The following is a 15300-nucleotide window of genomic DNA, read 5'->3' on the forward strand; positions in this document are numbered from 1 at the left end:
GGCTGGAACTCCAGCCCCGCCGGGCAGTCTTCCAGCCCCGCCGGCGTTTGAGGCGATCTTTCAGCCCCGCCGGCGTTCGAGGCGCGGGGGTCCGGGGGCAGCGCCCCCGCAACGGCGCCGCAGGTCACGGCAGGGCGGCCGCCAGGGCGGACAGCGTCGGGTGCCACGCGCTGTCCGACGGAGTCCCGTAGCCGACGACCACCGCATCCCGCGCGGGCAGCGCAACCGCCTCCGGGTGCCTGAAGGCCGACAGCCCGTGCAGGGCCAGGTCCTGCCAGGCCGCCGACTGCAGGACCGACCGCTCCGTCCCCCCGGGCAGGTCCAGCACCGCGTGCAGCCCCGCCGCGATCCCCGAGACGCCCACCCGGTCCCCCACCGCCGCCACCAGCTCGTCCCGGCGCCGCCGGTACCGCAGCCGCATCCCGCGCACGTGGCGGTCGTAGGCCCCGGAGGTGATGAACTCCGCCAGCGTGAGCTGATCCAGCGCGCTGGACGCCCACTCGGTGGGCCCCTTGGCCGCCAGGACCTCCTCCAGCAGGCCCGGCGGAAGCACCAGCCAGCCCATCCGCAGCCCGGGGGCCAGGGACTTGCTGGCCGTGCCGAGGTACACCACCCGGTCCGGGTCCAGACCCTGCAGCGCCCCGACCGGCTGCCGGTCGTAGCGGAACTCCCCGTCGTAGTCGTCCTCCAGGATCAGCCCGCCCGTGGTCCGGGCCCAGTCGACCGCGGCGGCCCGGCGGGCCGGGGTCAGGGCGACGCCCGTCGGGAACTGGTGCGCCGGGGTCAGCAGCACCGCGCCCGCCGCCGCGGTCAGCTCCCCGGTCCGGGCCCCCTGCGCGTCCACCCCCAGCGGGCGCGTCCGCAGCCCCGCCCGCACCAGCAGGTTGCGGTGGAAGTCCAGGCCGTAACCCTCCACCGCCACCTCCCGCACCCGCCGCGCGCGCAGGACCCCCGCGAGCAGCGCGAGCCCGTGCAGGAAGCCCGCGCACAGCACGATCCGTTCGGGGTCCGCGTACACGCCGCGCGCCCGCGCCAGGTAGCCGGCCAGCGCCCGGCGCAGCTCGATGCGGCCGCGGGCATCGCCCGCGTATCCGAAGGCATCGTTCGGGGCGTCCGTCAGCGCCCGCCGGGCCGCCGACAGCCAGGCCGCGCGCGGGAATCCGCCCAGGTCCGGGGAGCCCGGGATCAGGCTGTACGCGGGCCCCGTGCGCGCGGGGCGCCGTACGGGAGCGGGCGCCGCCGCGGACCGGCGCGGCCGGGCCCGTTCGGCGACGCGGGTGCCGGAGCCCCGGCGGGCCGTCAGCCAGCCCTCGGCGACGAGCTCGGCATAGGCCTCGGCGACCGTGTTCCGGGCGATCCCCAGGTCGGCGGCGAGGGTGCGCGAGGAGGGCAGCCGGGTCCCGGCCGCCAGTCGCCCGCTGCGCGCGGCCTCGCGCAGGGCCTCGGTGAGCCCGGCCCGCAGACCGCGTCCGGCGGTGAGGTCCAGGTGCAGGTCGGCGCCGAAAGTGGCCCACGATTCCGTCATGGATATGGACCATATCGGTGGGCCGCCTGCGTCCTACGGTGGATCACATGACGACCACACACGAACACGCCCCCGAGCACACCCCGCGCCTGCACATGGCGAAGCTCGCCCCCGAGGTCTACAAGGCCGTCCTCGCCCTGGAGATCGCCTCCAAGAAGGGTCTGGATCCCTCCCTGGTCGAACTGGTCAAGATCCGGGCCTCCCAGATCAACCACTGCGCCTTCTGCCTCGACATGCACACCAAGGACGCGATCGCCGCCGGTGAGAGCGTCGAGCGCATCGTCCAGCTGGGCGCCTGGGAGGAGTCGCGGCACTTCTACACCGAGAAGGAGCTCGCCGCGATCGAGTTCACGGAGGCGGTCACCGTCCTGACGGACGGCTTCGTGCCCGACGAGGTCTATGAGAAGGCCGCCAAGCAGTTCGAGGAGCGCGAACTGGCCCAGCTGATCGCCGTCATCGCGACGATCAACGTCTGGAACCGCATCGGCGTCACGACCCGCATGGTGCCGGGCCACTACACCCCGGGCATGTACAAGTAGGACCGGTCAGTCCGGCCTGAACGACTCCACGGCCGCCGTCAGGTTCGCGCGCACCGCCGGGCCGTCGGCGGCCGGGCCGGCCGCCAGCAGGGCCCAGCGCCCGCCGTCCGGGGCGACGGCGATCTGCTCGATCCCGCGGCGGCGCCCGCGCGACTCCTGGCTGTCGTACTCGTAGACCAGCTCGCAGGAGGCACCGGGCAAGGGATCGACGGAGACCTCCCGGTAGCCGGGATTGGCGCCGAGGGTCTTGGAGGAGATCCGCAGCAGCTCGCACGCGCCGACGCTGTCGGGCTCGGTGACGCGGAAGACCTGGACCAGCGCGCTCCGGTCCCCGGGCCGGCGGTAGAAGGAGCCGCTGCCGTTCTCGTCGTGGCTGCGCTCCCAGCCCGCGGGCACGGCGACCGAGAAGCCGCCGTCGTCGCGGACCACCGTGTACGCCGGCGGGACCGAGGGGGACGCGGAGGACGAGGGCGACTCTGCGGTCGGGGGCGCGCCCGGATCCGTACTGGGCGACCGGTTCGGGGTACCCGAAGCCGACGGGGCTGCGGCGGGTGCCTTCGGCTCCTCGTCGCCCAGAACGAGCCAGCCCACCGTGGCGCAGCCGCCGACCACCGCGGCCCCGAGGGCCACCAGCAGCGGAACCCTCCACCGCGGCTCCCCGCCCGGGCCGTTGCCGCCGCCCCCGCGGCCGCCCGTGGGCGGGAAGCGCGTCGGCGGCCCGGGCTGCTGGTCCGCCCATTCCCAGCGCTGCGACTGCGGATTCCAGTGGGCGCCGCCGCCCGTGGCCACCGGTCAGCTCCCCAGCGCGGCGAGCAGCCCGCCGAGGGCCGCGGCCGCGTTCACCGACTCCACCAGCGGGGCCCACCGCTGGAGCGCACCGCGGATCCGGGCGGGCAGGCCGGGCCGGATCTCCCCGGTCTCCTCCAGCTCGCCCGCGGCCTCGTCCAGTTCGGCGTCGAGGGCCGTCCGCCCGGCGCTGCGTGGCAGGTGCACGAGGGCGGCGCGCAGCTCCCGTACGGCGCCCAGCAGTTCCGCCGCGCCCGGCGCACCCACCCCCGTACCGTCGTGGTGGACGGTGGTGTTGGTGATGTTGGTGCCGCCGATGCTGAAGGTGCTGCGGTCGATGCGGTCGATGCGCCCGATCCGCGCCTCCCCCGCTGCTGCCTCCCCCGGTCCCGCGTCCGCTCCGGTTCCCCCGTCATGCGTCACTGCCGCTCCCCCCGTTCGTGTGGTGACTCGTCCGATTGCTGTGTCCGCTTCCGCCGACGCTGAAGGCACTGTGACTCACCGACTGGATGAACACCCCGCCCTCCGCCACGGTGACCGCGCGCTGCGCGAACTCCTCCGTGTGCCAGCCCGCTTCGTGCAGGGCCAGGGTCACCCCGCCGACAATCCGGTCCTGGATGGTCTTCAGGTACCGGTCCAGGTCCATCAGCTGGAACAGCGAGGCGTCCTCCTGCGCCGCGAGCTCGCGCACGGACACGGCCGGACCGGCCGGCAGCGCACCGCCGTGCCCCTCCGTGGCGATCTGCCACGGGCCGCGGCTGCCGCCCGACAGGGTGGTGAGCGCCTTGGAGAGCGAGCGCGGGGCGTGCCGGAGCGCCCAGACCACCTTGGCGAAGGGGTTGTTGCGCAGGTGCCGCCGGGCCACGTCGTCGGCTTCCTGGAACTGCGGCCGTACGGGCAGCAGCACGTGCGGCGCCACCTCCAGCATCAGCATCCCGCCCTGCGTGTGGACGCGTACGAAGACGGTGATGACGAGGTTCTCGTCCCAGCCGCCCACCCGGACCCGCAGGAAGTGGCGGCGGCGCTCCCCGCCCTCCTCCACGGCCTGGGCCCGGTGCGCCTCGAAGGCCCCGTCCGAGAGGTCCGGCTCGTGGGCGGCGGGCAGCCCGGAGGCGGGCAGGAACACGCACTCGTCGATGACCAGCTCGCGCAGCCGGTCCAGTACGGCCTGCTCGGCCTGCGGCGAGCCGTGCGGCGACGGGACCCGCAGGGCCTCCAGCCGCGGCCGGATCCGGGCCACGATCCGCTCGTTGTCCAGCGGCTCGGGCAGGACCCCGTCCGTGCGGGGGCGGAGCTCGACCGACAGGTGCCAGGGGCGGTACGCGGCGCCGGCGCCGCAGAAGGGATCGTCGACGCTGTAGATGACCAGGCGGCTGTGCTGGGTGCGCAGGATCCGGTCCCGGGTCCTGGCGAACCGCCTGCCGGAGGCGGGGTCGGCGTTCGGGTCGGCGTACTGGGCGCGGCTGAGCGTGGTGCTGATGACGCGGGCGAAGTGGCCCCGCTGGAGGCCGACGACCAGGGTCAGCAGGGCGAAGACGAGCAGGGCGGTCCAGGCGTATTCGGCCGCGATCAGGTAGCCGAGCCCGGGCAGTTCGAAGAGGAAGGCGAACGACTCGCTCTCGAACCCGCGCAGGGTGTACTCGAAGTGCATGAGCGAGGCGTCGATTCCTCCGACGCCCGTCTCGCCCTCGACGGCTCCGGCCACCACGCCCAGGCCGACGCCGACGAGCAGGATGTATCCGCAGCCGCGCAGGAGCAGTTCGAGGAAGCGGCTGCCGCGCCCCGTCCTCGCCCGGCGCCGCGCGATCCGGCCGGCCCCGCTCAGGAGGGCGGCCGGGATGAGCAGGAAGATCAGCAGTACCTGGGCCAGCACCAGCCCGAGTCCCCATACCGCGAGGACGGCCGAGGCCCAGGCCGCTTCGGCGCGGCGGGCCTGGAGCGCGTGGGCGAGGACGCGGGCCGCGTCGAAACCGTAGGAGGGCGCGACGAAGCGCTCCTCGTGGACATAGAGCTCCTGGATCACCCGGTCGCGGTACGCGGAGTCGAGATAGCTGCCGGCGCACAGCAGCCGGCCGGCTTCGCTGAGCGAAGGGTGCACAGGAGTTCTGCCGTCCGCAGTGCCTGTCACCGAATCCCCCTTTCGGTGTGCGGAGGGAAACCATAGAGCGATGATCAGGAACATGACAGACGCGATCGCGCCAAAAAGGCCCCGGCACAATGCGCCGGGGCCTTCCAGGAAAAGCGGATCGGGTCGGGCGACCGACCCGATCGGATCAGATCAGGCCGAGCTCGCGAACCGCGTCGCGCTCCTCCGCCAGCTCCTGGACGGAGGCGTCGATGCGGGTGCGGGAGAACTCGTTGACGTCCAGACCCTGGACGATCTCGTACTTGCCGTCCTTGCAGGTGACGGGGAAGGAGGAGATCAGACCGGCCGGGACGCCGTAGGAGCCGTCCGACGGGATGCCCATCGAGGTCCAGTCGCCCTCGGCGGTGCCGTTGACCCACGTGTGCACGTGGTCGATGGCGGCGTTGGCGGCCGAGGCGGCCGAGGACGCGCCACGGGCCTCGATGATCGCCGCGCCGCGCTTGGCGACGGTCGGGATGAAGGTGTCGGCCAGCCACAGCTCGTCGTTGACAACCTCGGCGGCGTTCTTGCCGGCGATCTCCGCGTGGAAGATGTCCGGGTACTGGGTCGCCGAGTGGTTGCCCCAGATGGTCAGGCGCTTGATGTCGGAGACGGCGGCACCGGTCTTGGCGGCCAGCTGCGAGATCGCGCGGTTGTGGTCCAGACGGGTCATCGCGGTGAAGCGCTCGGCCGGTACGTCCGGGGCGGCGGCCTGCGCGATGAGCGCGTTGGTGTTGGCCGGGTTGCCCACGACCAGGACCTTGATGTCGTCCGCGGCGTGCGCGTTGATGGCCTGGCCCTGCGGCTTGAAGATGCCGCCGTTGGCGGCGAGCAGGTCGCCGCGCTCCATGCCCTTGGTGCGCGGGCGGGCGCCCACGAGCAGCGCGACGTTCGCACCGTCGAAGCCCTGGTTCGGGTCGTCGAAGATGTCGATGCCGGCGAGCAGCGGGAAGGCGCAGTCGTCGAGCTCCATGGCGGTGCCCTCAGCGGCCTTCATGCCCTGGGGGATCTCCAGAAGTCGGAGCTTGACCGGCACGTCCGCGCCGAGCAGGTGACCGGAAGCGATGCGGAAGAGCAGCGCGTAGCCGATCTGGCCGGCGGCGCCGGTGACGGTGACATTCACGGGAGTGCGGGTCATGGCCTTCTCCGTTAGACAGCTGGCGGTGGGGCGTCCCTGCCCCATGTGCTGGAGGACGCCGCTCCCCAGTAAATCTTGACGTGAAGAGACATCCGCCGTCAGGCTATCCGACCCGGGACCGGGCTAATCCCCGGGTCCCTGTGGTGCGCGGCACACGGACCCCGCCGTTCGAAGGTGCGACCGGCCCCCGGACCACTGTTCGACCAGGAAGATCCGGCCCGTCCGGTGCCGAAGCTGCTGTGCGACGCCCCGCCGCCCGGAGCCGCCGTACGGGAGCCGCCGGGCCCGGGGCGGACGCTGGACGTACTGGTCCGGGCGGGCACGGAGACCCGGCCGGCCGTCGCGGCCACCCTGGCGGCACTCACCGCACGGTGAAGCGGACCGCGCTCTCGATGAAGGGGATCACCAGCCACGGCTTGGGCGCCGCGATCACCAGCGCGAGCAGCGTGATCGCCACGCCCAGCACGCCGTACGTGACCATGTCCGTGAAGCGCGAGCGGACCGCGAGCATGCCCACGGAGGGCAGCAGGCGCCGCATCACCGAGGCCGCGATCAGGGCCAGGCCGATGATCAGGCAGCCGACGCGCGGCTGCCCGAGCGCCGTGGTCAGCAGCCCGACCGCGGTCGCGGTGAGCACGCTGAGCATCGGCCACTGACGGGCCGGTGTGGACACCGCCCCGGGGACGGCGCGGCCGCTGCCCTCGGGACGGGCCGTGTCCCGGGTGACGGACGGGAAGCGGCGGGACCGGGCCGTCTCGGCGCCGGACGCGCCGGGAGCGGCCTGCGCCGCGGGCACCACGGGCGTCACGGGCGCGACCGGAGCGACGGGCGTGCCGTTCGTCCGGGCCGCGCCGTCGCCCGCCGCGTTCTCCGCGTCCGGTTCAGCCTGCACTGGTGGTCCGTTCCGCCGCCTCGACGACATTGACGAGCAGCTGGGCCCGGGTCATCGGGCCGACGCCGCCCGGGTTCGGCGAGATCCACGCGGCCACCTCGGCGACGCCGGGGTGCACATCGCCGACGATCTTCCCGTTCCCGTCGCGGCTGACGCCCACGTCGAGCACGGCCGCGCCCGGCTTCACGTCCTCCGGCTTGACCAGGTGCGGGACACCGGCCGCGGCGACGATGATGTCCGCCTGGCGCAGCAGCCCGGAGAGGTCGCGCGTACCGGTGTGGCAGAGCGTCACGGTGGCGTTCTCGGACTTGCGGGTCAGCAGCAGGCCGATGGAGCGCCCGACGGTGATCCCGCGGCCGAGGACGACGACGTGCGCGCCGTTGATCCCGACGCCGTGGTGGCGCAGCAGTTCGACGATCCCGTACGGGGTGCAGGGCAGCGGGCCCGGCTCGTTCAGCACGAGGCGGCCCAGCGACATGGGGTGCAGGCCGTCAGCGTCCTTCAGCGGATCCATCAGCTCCAGGACCCGGTTGGTGTCGATGCCCTTGGGGAGCGGGAGTTGGACGATGTAGCCGGTGCAGTCCGGGTTGGCGTTGAGCTCCTGCACGACCGCCTCGATCTCCTCCTGGGAGGCCGTCTCGGGCAGTTCGCGCTGGATGGAGGCGATGCCGACCTCGGCGCAGTCCTTGTGCTTGCCGTTGACGTACCAGCGGCTGCCCGGATCGTCACCGACCAGCAGGGTGCCGAGGCCCGGGGTGATGCCCCGGGCCTTCAGGGCCGCCACACGGGCGGTCAGTTCGGACTTGATCGCGGCGGCGGTGGCCTTGCCATCGAGAATCTGGGCGGTCATGACCCCATCCTCCCGGATGAGGCGGCCCCGGTTCCACTCAAGGCACTCGCGGGTGTGCAGCGTTCATTGCACTTGCACAACAAGTCACCGGGCGTACGGCAACCAACTGGACAAGGCCCGGTACGGCGGACCACGATGAAACGACTGAGTGCCGCGGGCAGTGCCGGGGGGCGGACCGCACCGTGCAGGATTCCTCCGCGCTCGTGCCGTGCGTCCCTGCACTTCCACGGAGGAACACCCCAAGATGAGCTTCGGCGACCCGCACAATCCGTACGGACAGCAGCCCCAGGCCCCGCAGGGCCAGCCCGGATACGGCTACCCGCAGCAGGCACCCCAGGGCGTCCCGCCGCAGGGCGGCTACGCCTACCCGCAGCAGTCCCCCCTGGGGTACCCGGGCGGTCCCGTCGGGTACCCGGGCGCTCCGGTCCACGAGATGCCCGGCGGCGCGAAGGCGGCCCGCGTCATCCTCTTCATCGTCGGCGCCCTGCAGGTACTGGGCGGCCTGTTCTTCATCATCGGCGGCGCCGTGTTCGCAGCGGCGCTCTCGGACTCCAGCTACTCCAGCTCCTCCACGGAGGACGTGGGGGCCGTCGCCGGCACCGTGGGCGTCGTCCTCGGCGTCCTGTTCATCGGTGTGGCCCTGTGGCCCATCCTGACCGCGGCCAAGATGGCCAAGGGCCGGGGCGGCGTGCGTGTCTCCGGCATCATCTACGGATCGCTGCAGGCCCTCTTCGCCGCGATCGGCCTGCTGACGAACCTGGTCGCGCTGAGTGCCGACGAGCACACCCCGGCCGGCTTCGCCCTGCTCGCCGCACTGCCGTCCCTGATCTCGCTCGCCCTCGGCATCACGGTCGTCGTGGGCCTCGCGAAGGCGGGCCCCTACTTCCAGCGCCCCCGGTACTGAACCCCTCCGTACGTGCACGGCGAAGGCCCCCGTCCCGCATCGCGGGACGGGGGCCTTCGCCGTTGTCCGGGGCTCAGTGGAAGAAGTGCCGGGTCCCGGTGAAGTACATGGTCACGCCGGCCTTCTGCGCGGCCTCGACGACCAGCTCGTCACGGACCGAACCGCCCGGCTGGACCACGGCCTTGATGCCCGCGGCTGTCAGGATCTCCAGGCCGTCCGGGAAGGGGAAGAAGGCGTCCGACGCGGCGTACGAGCCCTGCGCGCGCTCGGCGCCGGCCCGCTCGACCGCGAGCTTCGCCGAGTCCACCCGGTTGACCTGGCCCATGCCGACGCCGACCGAGGCGCCGTCCTTGGCGAGCAGGATCGCGTTCGACTTGACGGCCCGGCAGGCCTTCCAGGCGAAGGCCAGCTCGGCGAGCTCCGCCGGGGACAGGGCGTCGCCGGTTGCCAGGGTCCAGTTGGCCGGGTCGTCGCCCTCCGCCTGGAAGACGTCGGACTGCTGGAGCAGCACGCCGCCGGAGATGGGCTTGAGGTCGCCCGGCTGGTGCGGGGTGCCGTCCACCTTCAGGACGCGGATGTTCTTCTTCTTGGCCAGGACCTCGACCGCGCCGTCCTCGTAGGCGGGGGCGGCGATGACCTCGGTGAAGATCTCCGCGACCTGCTCGGCGAGCTCGACGGTCACCGGACGGTTGACGGCGATGACGCCGCCGAAGGCCGACAGCGGGTCGCAGGCGTGCGCCTTGCGGTGGGCCGCGGCGACGTCGTCGCCGACCGCGATGCCGCACGGGTTGGCGTGCTTGATGATCGCGACACAGGGCTCGTCGTGGTCGTAGGCGGCGCGGCGCGCGGCCTCGGTGTCCACGTAGTTGTTGAAGGACATCTCCTTGCCGTGGAGCTGCTCCGCGTTGGCGAGTCCGCCCGGCTGCCCGTCCGTGTAGATCGCGGCGGCCTGGTGCGGGTTCTCGCCGTAGCGCAGGGTCGACTTGCGCTCCCAGGCGCCGGCCAGGAACTCGGGCAGCGCCGCGGTGTCGGCCTCGGGGGCCTCCGGGGCGTACGCGTTCGTGAACCAGGAGGCCACGGCCACGTCGTAGGCGGCGGTGTGCTGGAAGGCCTCCGCCGCGAGCCGCTTGCGGGCGGTGAGGTCGAAGCCGCCGCCCTGGGCCGCCGCGATGACGTCGGCATAGCGGGCCGGGCTGGTGACGACCGCGACGGAGGGGTGGTTCTTGGCGGCGGCGCGGACCATCGACGGGCCGCCGATGTCGATCTGCTCCACACACTCGTCCGGAGTGGCACCCGACTGGACGGTCGCGAGGAAGGGGTACAGGTTGACGATCACCAGATCGAAGGGCTCGACGCCCAGCTCGGCGAGCTGGTTGCGGTGGTCCTCAAGGCGCAGGTCGGCGAGGATGCCGGCGTGCACGCGCGGGTGCAGGGTCTTGACCCGGCCGTCGAGGCACTCGGGGAAGCCGGTCAGCTCCTCCACCTTGGTGACGGGCACCCCGGCCGCGGCGATCCTCGAGGCGGTGGAGCCGGTGGAGACGAGCGCGACACCGGCCTCGTGCAGCCCGCGGGCCAGCTCTTCCAGTCCCGTCTTGTCGTAGACACTGACGAGCGCACGCCTGATCGGCCGCTGGGTCGTGGTCGGGTCGTTGCTCTCTACGGCGGTCACTGGATTGTTACCTTTCGTCCCTCAATGCGGTAGCCGTGCCGGGCCAGGCGCCCCACGACATCGACGAGCAGCTGGCGCTCGACTTCCTTGATGCGCTCATGGAGAGCGGCTTCGTCGTCCTCGTCCCGGACCTCGACCACACCCTGGGCGATGATCGGACCGGTGTCCACGCCGCTGTCCACGAAGTGGACCGTGCAGCCGGTGACCTTCGCGCCGTAGGCGAGGGCGTCCCGTACGCCGTGCGCGCCCGGGAAGGCGGGGAGGAGGGCGGGGTGGGTGTTGATGAACCGGCCGCCGAAGCGGCCGATGAACTCCTTGCCCACGATCTTCATGAATCCGGCGGACACGACGAGGTCGGGCGCGTGCGCGTCGGTCGCCGCGGTCAGGGCGGCGTCCCACTCCGCGCGGCTCCCGTAGCTCTTGACCGGGCACACGAAGGTGGGGATCCCGGCTTTCTCCGCCCGCTCCAGGCCGGCGATGTTCTCGCGGTCGGCCCCCACGGCGACGACTTCGGCGCCGAAGCCCTCGGATCCGCCGGGATGGGCGTCGATGGCATCGAGCAGGGCCTGGAGGTTGGTGCCGGAACCGGAGACCAGCACGACCAGGCGGGAGGCGGCCATGGGAGGCCCTTTCTCGCGGGATTGCGGTGTTCATCTTGTGTGGTCATACAAAACTTCGGGGTACCGATATATGGGGAACCGTACGAAGCCACCGACCGCCTGCAACGATACCGGTACACCGGACGGCCCCCGAGGGACGGGGGGACGGCCGGGCGGTAGCGTCAGGCGTACAGGCCGCAAACTGGCCTCACCTCGCCACGGCGTCCTCGCGACGCCCCTGACACAGGGGAAGAAACACACCCGATGCCGGACCGCCGTCAGCCCGACTCCCCCACCGACGACAACCCCTTCGCGGCTCCGCCGGAAGGCCGGCCCGACCAGCCGTGGCAGCCGCGCAGCGGTGGTGGCGGCGGGAACGGCGACGGCCCGAAGGACTCGGACGGACAGCGGGGCCCGGCGCGCTGGGACCCGACGGACCCGGTCCAGCGCCGTGCGCGCTACGCGCTGCTGGCCGGCATGTGGGGCTTCTTCTTCGGGATCTTCGGGATCCCGTCGGTCGGACTGCTGCTCGGCACGCTCGCCCTCTACTGGGGGATCAGCGCCCTGCGGGGCAAGCCCGCGCCGGCGACCACCGACGGCACCCCGGCCGCGGCGGGCGGCCTGGACGCCCTGGGCGCCGCGGCCCGCCCCCAGCGCACCGCGGCGGTGAGCGGCCTGGTCACGGCCTCGCTGGCGATCCTGCTGGCGATGAGCTCGTACGCCCTGCAGCTCGCGTACAAGGACTTCTACGTCTGCCGCGACGACGCCCTCACCAAGTCGGCGGAACTCCAGTGCAACACCCTCCTCCCGGACAACCTGGTGGGCGACGTCCTGAAGGTCCGCCAGTAACCCGACACCCGGGGACGCTTGAGCCGCTGCCCCCACCGCGCCCCGCCGGACCGGACTCCAGCCCCGCCGGCGTTTGAGGCGCAGGTTCCGGGTCCCGCCCACGCGCACGCCGCACCGGATTCCAGCCCCGCCAGCGCTTGAGGCGCGGGGTCCGGGCCCCGCCGGCGCCCGAGCCGCACCAAACTCCAGCCCCGCCGGCGTTTGAGGCGCGGGGTCCGGGGCGGCGCCCCGGCGGCGGCGTCGCACCCGAACGGCCTACGCCGAGGGCGGCGGTGGCCTCCGCCGGGCCAGCACCCGCGCCCCGCCCACCGGCGGAGCCAACGGCGCGGGGGACGCCTCGACCGGTTGTCCCTCGGGCTTCGCCGGGAGCAGGACCGGATCCAGGTCCAGCCCGGACACCACGGTCACAGGCCGCCGCCCCCGCACGGACACCGGCCCCGGCCCCGGCCCCGGCGTCGGCGTCGGCACCGCCGCCAACACCACCGGCTCAGCCGCCGGCACGGCAACCGGCACGGCAACCGGCGCCACCGCGATATCCGGAATCAGCGTCCCCGCGGCCTTCCGCATCGCCGCCCACCGGATCTCCCGCACCCCGCTGTCGTGCCACCCGTCGTCCACCGCCCCCTCGGCGTCCGGGGCGTCCGCCCCCATCGCCGGGCGGGTCCGCCACGCATGCACCGCCACCGCCATCGGCACGGCGAGCACCGCCGTCCAGGCGAAGGCCGTCGCCCCGGTGGCCCACCACACCGGCCCGAATTCGGCCAGCCGCCGCGAGCCCAGCGGCCCCGCCGAGGCCGCCGCGAGCCCGGCCATCACCAGCCCGCACACCACCGAGCCCAGGGCCGCCGTGAGCGCGGTCTCCCCGTACGAGACCTCGCGCGCCCGGCGTACCGCGAACCAGCCCACCGCCAGCCCGGCGACCATCGGCACCGCGGCGGCCGCCCAGGTCAGCGGGGTTCCGGCCCCCTCGGACGGGAGCGCGGCCAGCAGCGGGAAGCGCGGCAGCCCGGGCGCACCCGGGAAGCCGAGCGGGGTGGCCGTCACGTCGGCGCCGAGGGCGAAGCCGGGCCCGAGGGCATAGGCAGCTCCCCACACCATGGCGTTCGGGATGAGCGTGAGGGCGAGAAGCAGGACGGCGAAGCGGCCCGACCACACCCCGGTCAACGACAGGAAGGAGGCCTGGACCTCGGCGCCGTGCCAGGCGAGCGAGGCGCCGACGACCAGCGCCCCACCGCCCAGGAGCACCAGGGCTCCGCCCGCGCCCGCCCGGAGCGCGAGCGCGTACCGGGGGCGTACAACGGCCCTCCGTACGCCCCCTGGCAGCCAGGACGGCAGCGGCCCGAGCGGCCGCCCCCGGGCCCCCCACACCCCGCCGGCGGCGGCGAGCAGGGCGACCAGCGGGATGTGCCAGGCCGCGCTGATCGGGTCGGCCGACATGGGGCCGCCCGCGGCGTACGCCGTGGCGAGGGCCCCGACGGCGAGGTACCCGCAGAGCACGGCCGAGACCACCGCTCCGGCGGGCAGCACCTCCTCGTCGCCCTCTTCGGCGGCGCTCCCCAGCCGGGCCGCCCGCCGGATGAGCAGCACGGGCAGCGCGACGAGGAGCAGGGGCGTCATGCCGACGGGTGCGGGGACGCCGGACAGGGTGTCGTACCGCACCAGCTCCGTCCCGTGGGCGAGCAGCCACAGCCCGGCGGCGAGGTGCAGGGCCCCGCCGGGGCCACTGTCGGGGTAGGGGGAACTGATCCACAGCACGATGACGAGCACGGCGAGGAAGCCGAGCCCGAGTCCGGCCGCCACGGCGCCGCCCACCACGCATGCGGCGGCGGCCGGCGAACGGCGGCGCACGCCGGCTCGCGGGGCCGCCGACAACGGGGTCCCGCGTTCGGTCACTTGGGTCACCCCGCCATGGTGCCAACGACACGCGCTATGGGCGGGTAACAGGCGAATGCCCGTGGTGTCGCTCAATATACGTTTATGTACTTTTTCGCCCAGAGCTGTCGGTTCGCGGGGAGCGTGGCATGACCGGAAGCGTCGAGACGACCTCCCCAGAGGACTCGGAGCTGAGCCTGCCCGCCCCCGAGGAGCGGCGCAGACTGCGCGAGGCGGCGGAACTGACGCACGATGAGGTCGCCGCGGCAGTGGGCGTCACCGCGGCGACGGTCCGCTCCTGGGAATCGGGCCGCACGGCCCCCCGCGGGCGCAAGCGCGAGGCGTACATGCACTTCCTGGACGGCCTCGCGGCCGCGGAGGAGGCCGCCGGGCCCACCGGGGCGCCCGGAGGGGTCAAGACGGCGAGGCCGGCGGAGGATCCCGCCGCGGACCCACCCGCCCCGCACGCCTCCGCCACGGACCCGCCCGCCCCGCAGGACGCCGCCCCGGACGCACCGACCGGGCCCGCCGAACCCGCCGAGCCCGCCGAACCCGCCGAGCCCGCCGGGCCCGCCGGGCACCCCGCAGGCGTACCGGCGCAGGGACCGGCCGAGGCCTTCGACGCCCTCTACCGCCACGCCGCCCGCGACCTCGCACGGCAGGCCTACCTGCTCACCGGCCGCCGGGCGCTCGCCCTGGAGGCCGTGGAGAAGGCCTTCACCCAGGCCTGGGGCCGGTGGCCCGAGGTCGCCGCCGACCCGGACCCGGTGGGCTGGGTGCGCGCGATCGCGTACGAGTACGCCCTCTCCCCCTGGCACCGCTTCCGGCACGCCCACCGCCACGCCGACAAGCCGCCCGCCGAGCCCGCCGACCGGATCCTGCTCGATGCCCTGCTCTCGCTGCCCGCCGTCCAGCGCCGCACCGTCCTGCTCTACGACGGCGTCGGACTCGACCTCCCCGACACCGCCGCCGAGACCGAGGCCACCACCCCCACCGCCGGCAACCGGCTCGTGCACGCGCACACCGAACTCGCCGACCGGATCCCCGAACTGGCCGAGGTACCGCCGGAGAAGCAGTCCGCGCTGCTGCGCGACCTGTTCACCGCGCTGCGGCCGGCCGTCGACCTCGAACCGCGCCCGGCGGCCGCCGTCCGGGGCGGCGGCGAGCGGCGCACCCGGCTGTGGACCCGCGCCACCCTCAGCCTCACGGCGATGATCGCCGTCTCGACCGCCTACACGGTCATGACCGCGCCCACCCAGTACGAGCCCCCGCTGGCACCCGGCGAGAGCGTCTCCGGCGTACCCCCGCTCAGCGGCCCCCAGCAGCTCACCGAGCGGAGCAGAAAGCTCCACGACAGGCTGCTCGCCGACCCGGAGGCCGGACCGGCGCGGATCGCCCCCGAGGTCGAATGAGCGAACGAGAACGGGCGTGGGGCGCGGCCCCCCCCCCGGGGGGGGGGCCCCCCCGCGCGGGGGCGGCCCCCACCGGGTGGCGACAGGCCCCCCCGGGGACTAAAAAAAAAAAAAGAACGCGCGCACAAGAAAATATTTTT

15 protein-coding genes are annotated in these 15300 nt (G+C 73.7%); 5 read left to right on the plus strand and 10 right to left on the minus strand.

Annotated elements, in window-relative coordinates:
• Positions 1–124 precede the first annotated feature (124 nt).
• Positions 125–1525, minus strand: coding sequence for a MocR-like pyridoxine biosynthesis transcription factor PdxR (gene pdxR, locus ACWGE1_RS33825; protein WP_453424282.1), 1401 nt, complete (start codon positions 1523–1525; stop codon positions 125–127).
• Between the two features lie 47 nt (positions 1526–1572).
• Here pdxR and ACWGE1_RS33830 point away from each other — a divergent pair, with 47 nt between their 5' ends.
• On the plus strand, positions 1573–2064 hold the full coding sequence (locus ACWGE1_RS33830) for a carboxymuconolactone decarboxylase family protein (protein ID WP_453424283.1): 492 nt from the start codon (positions 1573–1575) through the stop codon (positions 2062–2064).
• Positions 2065–2070: 6 nt separating this feature from the next.
• On the opposite strand, the gene ACWGE1_RS33835 is transcribed toward ACWGE1_RS33830, so the two are convergent.
• The 4 genes from ACWGE1_RS33835 to ACWGE1_RS33850 form a co-directional block, all read right to left on the minus strand.
• Positions 2071–2853: a hypothetical protein gene (locus ACWGE1_RS33835; protein ID WP_453424284.1), complete on the minus strand. Its 783-nt coding sequence runs from the start codon at positions 2851–2853 to the stop codon at positions 2071–2073.
• Positions 2854–2856: 3 nt separating this feature from the next.
• Positions 2857–3273: a hypothetical protein gene (locus tag ACWGE1_RS33840; RefSeq protein WP_453424285.1), complete on the minus strand. Its 417-nt coding sequence runs from the start codon at positions 3271–3273 to the stop codon at positions 2857–2859.
• Entirely contained in the window at positions 3263–4978 is a 1716-nt protein-coding gene (locus ACWGE1_RS33845) for a hypothetical protein (RefSeq protein ID WP_453424286.1), read from the minus strand. Before ACWGE1_RS33845 ends, ACWGE1_RS33840 begins: the two co-directional genes overlap by 11 nt.
• Before the next feature lie 145 nt (positions 4979–5123).
• Positions 5124–6113, minus strand: coding sequence for a malate dehydrogenase (locus ACWGE1_RS33850; RefSeq protein WP_385724635.1), 990 nt, complete (start codon positions 6111–6113; stop codon positions 5124–5126).
• A 225-nt stretch (positions 6114–6338) separates the two neighbouring features.
• On the opposite strand from ACWGE1_RS33850, the gene ACWGE1_RS33855 reads away from it, so the two are divergent.
• Entirely contained in the window at positions 6339–6488 is a 150-nt protein-coding gene (locus ACWGE1_RS33855) for a hypothetical protein (RefSeq protein ID WP_453424287.1), read from the plus strand.
• Here ACWGE1_RS33855 and ACWGE1_RS33860 read toward each other — a convergent pair.
• Positions 6475–7005 carry a DUF3017 domain-containing protein gene (locus ACWGE1_RS33860; protein ID WP_453424288.1) on the minus strand — a complete coding sequence of 177 codons (531 nt, stop codon included), beginning with the start codon at positions 7003–7005 and terminating at the stop codon, positions 6475–6477. The two genes, ACWGE1_RS33855 and ACWGE1_RS33860, sit on opposite strands and share 14 nt — an antisense overlap.
• Complete coding sequence (locus ACWGE1_RS33865) at positions 6995–7855, minus strand: bifunctional methylenetetrahydrofolate dehydrogenase/methenyltetrahydrofolate cyclohydrolase (RefSeq protein ID WP_453424289.1); 861 nt, start codon at positions 7853–7855, stop codon at positions 6995–6997. Before ACWGE1_RS33865 ends, ACWGE1_RS33860 begins: the two co-directional genes overlap by 11 nt.
• A 244-nt stretch (positions 7856–8099) precedes the next feature.
• Here ACWGE1_RS33865 and ACWGE1_RS33870 point away from each other — a divergent pair, with 244 nt between their 5' ends.
• On the plus strand, positions 8100–8759 hold the full coding sequence (locus ACWGE1_RS33870; protein ID WP_453424290.1) for a hypothetical protein: 660 nt from the start codon (positions 8100–8102) through the stop codon (positions 8757–8759).
• Positions 8760–8832: 73 nt separating this feature from the next.
• Here the strand turns inward: ACWGE1_RS33870 and purH are convergent, their stop codons facing one another.
• Entirely contained in the window at positions 8833–10428 is a 1596-nt protein-coding gene (gene purH, locus ACWGE1_RS33875) for a bifunctional phosphoribosylaminoimidazolecarboxamide formyltransferase/IMP cyclohydrolase (RefSeq protein WP_453424291.1), read from the minus strand.
• Positions 10425–11048 carry a phosphoribosylglycinamide formyltransferase gene (purN, locus tag ACWGE1_RS33880; RefSeq protein ID WP_453424292.1) on the minus strand — a complete coding sequence of 208 codons (624 nt, stop codon included), beginning with the start codon at positions 11046–11048 and terminating at the stop codon, positions 10425–10427. The genes purH and purN overlap by 4 nt, the downstream gene beginning before the upstream one ends.
• Before the next feature lie 243 nt (positions 11049–11291).
• Between purN and ACWGE1_RS33885 the strand changes: the two genes are divergently transcribed.
• Positions 11292–11876, plus strand: coding sequence for a hypothetical protein (locus ACWGE1_RS33885; RefSeq protein WP_453424293.1), 585 nt, complete (start codon positions 11292–11294; stop codon positions 11874–11876).
• Between the two features lie 255 nt (positions 11877–12131).
• Here the strand turns inward: ACWGE1_RS33885 and ACWGE1_RS33890 are convergent, their stop codons facing one another.
• Complete coding sequence (locus ACWGE1_RS33890) at positions 12132–13778, minus strand: cell division protein PerM (protein WP_453424294.1); 1647 nt, start codon at positions 13776–13778, stop codon at positions 12132–12134.
• 119 nt (positions 13779–13897) lie between these two features.
• On the opposite strand from ACWGE1_RS33890, the gene ACWGE1_RS33895 reads away from it, so the two are divergent.
• Positions 13898–15160: an RNA polymerase sigma factor gene (locus tag ACWGE1_RS33895; protein WP_453424295.1), complete on the plus strand. Its 1263-nt coding sequence runs from the start codon at positions 13898–13900 to the stop codon at positions 15158–15160.
• Positions 15161–15300: the final 140 nt, after the last annotated feature.

Source organism: Streptomyces sp. NPDC054932 (genome assembly GCF_053610205.1).

Excerpts from the sequence above, each read along its gene's own strand:
- ACWGE1_RS33865 (WP_453424289.1), bottom strand. The coding sequence starts at position 7,855 with ATGACCGCCCAGATTCTCGATGGCAAGGCCACCGCCGCCGCGATCAAG.
- purN (WP_453424292.1), bottom strand. The coding sequence starts at position 11,048 with ATGGCCGCCTCCCGCCTGGTCGTGCTGGTCTCCGGTTCCGGCACCAAC.
- ACWGE1_RS33830 (WP_453424283.1), top strand. The coding sequence starts at position 1,573 with ATGACGACCACACACGAACACGCCCCCGAGCACACCCCGCGCCTGCAC.
- ACWGE1_RS33895 (WP_453424295.1), top strand. The coding sequence starts at position 13,898 with ATGACCGGAAGCGTCGAGACGACCTCCCCAGAGGACTCGGAGCTGAGC.
- ACWGE1_RS33870 (WP_453424290.1), top strand. The coding sequence starts at position 8,100 with ATGAGCTTCGGCGACCCGCACAATCCGTACGGACAGCAGCCCCAGGCC.
- ACWGE1_RS33885 (WP_453424293.1), top strand. The coding sequence starts at position 11,292 with ATGCCGGACCGCCGTCAGCCCGACTCCCCCACCGACGACAACCCCTTC.
- pdxR (WP_453424282.1), bottom strand. The coding sequence starts at position 1,525 with ATGACGGAATCGTGGGCCACTTTCGGCGCCGACCTGCACCTGGACCTC.
- ACWGE1_RS33850 (WP_385724635.1), bottom strand. The coding sequence starts at position 6,113 with ATGACCCGCACTCCCGTGAATGTCACCGTCACCGGCGCCGCCGGCCAG.